This is a genomic window from Mesorhizobium sp. P5_C1 (genome assembly GCF_054049815.1).
Map to the genome: position 1 here is coordinate 1 of NZ_JBFULQ010000827.1, position 1,780 is coordinate 1,780.

Here is a 1,780-nt window from a genome sequence, read left to right on the forward strand (position 1 = left end):
CCCCCGGTTGCGGGCGAGAGGTTGAGGTCAGCATCGAGCGCATCACGGTTTATGCCGTAGAGGGCGTCGATTGCCACCGTGACCGCGCCGGCGTTGGTGGCGCTGGTGGGCGCCGCGGCAATGCCGAAATTGGCCGGCGTGGCACGCAGGAACAAGCCATTCGGGCCAGCTACGATTTCATAGGTGAAAAGCGAACCCGGCGTGCCGGGAATGCCTTCGACACTGAAGGTCCCGGCAATCGGCCCGCTAGTCGAGACGATGAGGGGGATATCGGTCGCCTGGGCGAATTGCGGCGTGCCCAAAAGGTTGACGATTATGATGTTGGCGCCGGCGACCGAAAACGCGCTGGCAATGAGTTGATCCGACTGCACCGTCTGCTGGTTGATGTCGAGGCTGATCGTGGCGCCGTTGAGGGTGAGACCGCCGAGCGTCGTCAAGACGTCGTTGGCTGCACCGTCCATCATGTCGATCCGCGAATTCGTCGCGATGATCGAACCTGGCATGGTGACGTTGCCGTTGATGAACAGCGTCGAGCCGTTGCCGAGGTTGAGTTGGTTGATGCCTTGCGTGCCGCCGCTGAAGCGGAGCGTGGAAGCGTCGGCCGAAAAATTATCGAAGCCGGCAAAGTTCTGGCTCTTGCCGCCGGCCGCGAGGTCGGTGCTGGTGACGGAACCATTGGCGGCCGTTCCGCTGAACAGGACCCSGTCGGCAAGGCTGAGCGGATCGACCGTGCCGGATCCGTTGATGATCAGCGTATTGGAGCCGAGGCCGGTGATGTTACCATCGATCTTGCCGCCGGTGAGTTCGACGTGGTCCGCGTCGATGCCGCCCTCGATGGTGCCGCCTGAAACTGAAACCTGGTCGAATCCAGCACCGCCGACAACATTGCCGGTGATGGTGCCGCCGGAGACCGCTGCGGTGTCATCGCCATCGTCGCCGGTTACGTTCCCAGTAATGGTGCCGCCGCTGACGGTTATCGTATCGTTGCCCGCCCCGCCGACAACATTGCCGGTGATGGCGCCCCCCACAACGTTGACCACGTCCGGCCGGGCCGAAAGCAGGATGTTGCCGGTAATGACGCCGCCCTGTTGGTTGATTGTGCTGGCACCCGCGTTGGTGAGATCGATTGCGGTGCCGCCAGTGCCGGTGATTGAACCGGCGTTCGTGATCGTGACCGAGCCCGCCGTGTTCGCGAGAATACCCGTTGCACCTGCGATCGAACCGGCATTATCCACGCCCGCTGCGCGGCCGGTGCCGGACACAAGCTCGACGCCGACCGTGGAGCCGCTTACCGTCGCGCTATCTTGCACCGTAACCGTAGTAGCCGAACCTGTGGCGGCGGAATCGTTGCGTGCGTAAATGCCCGAGCCGCCTTTTCCCGTCACCATGCCACTGGCGGTAATCGAAAGGGCACCGGTGCCTCCGTGGAGGGCACGGATGCCATAGGTTCCGCCGCTCACATCCGCTACTTCAATTGATAGTCCGGTGGCGTTGTTAAAAGTCTTGGCGTAGATGCCCCCACCATCCGTCCCCGTCACCGCTCCGGTGGTGGTAATTTCGAGCGCGCCGCCGCTACCGCGATGAATTGCGAGGATGCCGTATGCCCCACCGCTTACGTCCGCGGCCTCGATCGACAGGCCCGTAGCGTTGTCGTATGCCAACGCAAAGATGCCCCCAGCATCAATCCCCCCGTCACCGGACCGCTAGCGGTAATGGTGAGCGCGCCACTGCCGTGGTGTTCGGCGAAGATGCCAATGACGCCGCTCACATCGGCAACGTT

The 1,780-nt window shown here is 63.0% G+C and carries 1 protein-coding gene; it reads right to left on the reverse strand.

From position 1 onward, the window contains the following. On the reverse strand, positions 1-1,661 hold a 1,661-nt coding region (locus tag ACXJ7R_RS31685), incomplete at its 3' end, for a beta strand repeat-containing protein (protein WP_457155251.1). Between the last annotated feature and the right edge of the window lie 119 nt (positions 1,662-1,780).